Source organism: Rappaport israeli, from assembly GCF_001888055.1.
Taxonomy (GTDB): Bacteria; Pseudomonadota; Gammaproteobacteria; order Cardiobacteriales; family Cardiobacteriaceae; genus Rappaport; species Rappaport israeli.
The window spans coordinates 1-985 of record NZ_LXHZ01000038.1 but is presented as its reverse complement, the minus strand read 5'-3'; the positions used below and the strand labels follow the sequence as shown (position 1 = coordinate 985).

Sequence of the window (985 nt, the reverse complement as noted above, 5' to 3'; positions counted from 1 at the left end):
ATAGATTTCTGAACGCCCTCAAATAATTTCAATCATTGCTTACAATTTCAAGCTTCCCATTGTCATCAAAAACCATAAATTTGCAAGCATTTTTATAGTTTGAACAACCCCTATTGCGTTTGATCTCTCGGCTGATGGTAGATTTATGGCAGCCCACGATATTGGCTATTTCGCTATATGAATAAGCGCTTTTCTTAAGCACGGATATTTATACCTTTGTTCTTGTGTAAGATGTGTGTAGTGTTTTATAACGTTCTGATAGGTGAGAGTTGATGAGCAAGTGCAACACTGCACATCTTACATCTTCTCTCTTGTTTATATAAACGTTGCACTTCAAGCTTGAATCTGCCTCCCAAAAAATCAAAGACTATCTGATAAGGTTCAGATAGTCTTTTAGAAAACTTTTGTGCCTTAGGTTAGTAGCCTAAAACTATTTTAAATTTTGAACATCCTCGAAAGAAGTTTCGCCTTCAACGCTTAAATCCTCTTTCAGTGCAGAAAAAATGCCCTCACCTATTCCTTTAACCAAAACGATATCTTCAATTTTGGCAAAATCTCCATTAGCTTCGCGATACTCTACAATCGCCTTAGCTTTAACCTCGCCAATATTTTTGAGCTGAGACAGTTCTTCTACCGTAGCCGTATTGATATTGACCTTAGCAGATACCGCAGCCGATAAGCCCAATAAGACCAACACTCCCACTGCTTTAGTTAAAGCTTTTTTAAACAACATAATGTACTCCTCAATTATTTTCCAAATTATGATGGTTATGAGTTCTAAGCTCTAAGCTCTAAGCTCTAAGCTCTAAGCTCTAAGCTCTAAGCTCTAAGCTCTAAGCTCTAAGCTCTAAGCTCTAAGCTCTAAGCTCTAAGCTCTAAGCTCTAAGCTCTAAGCTCTAAGCTCTAAAAATTAGAACATAAACGTAAGAGATTTTAAACTTAACAAAAAGCAATAAATAAAAAAGCCCCTGTATCTCTACAGGGG

General features: G+C 36.9%; 1 protein-coding gene and 1 pseudogene. Both read right to left on the bottom strand.

Annotation, left to right across the window (positions count from 1 at the left end; all coding sequences use genetic code 11):
- Positions 1-91: 91 nt before the first annotated feature.
- Positions 92-249, bottom strand: a pseudogene (locus A5N84_RS13680) (helix-turn-helix domain-containing protein); the annotation flags it as partial.
- A gap of 181 nt (positions 250-430) precedes the next feature.
- Complete coding sequence (locus A5N84_RS09230) at positions 431-733, bottom strand: ComEA family DNA-binding protein (protein ID WP_072282142.1); 303 nt, start codon at positions 731-733, stop codon at positions 431-433.
- Positions 734-985: the final 252 nt, after the last annotated feature.

Excerpts from the sequence above, each read along its gene's own strand:
- A5N84_RS09230 (WP_072282142.1), bottom strand. The coding sequence starts at position 733 with ATGTTGTTTAAAAAAGCTTTAACTAAAGCAGTGGGAGTGTTGGTCTTA.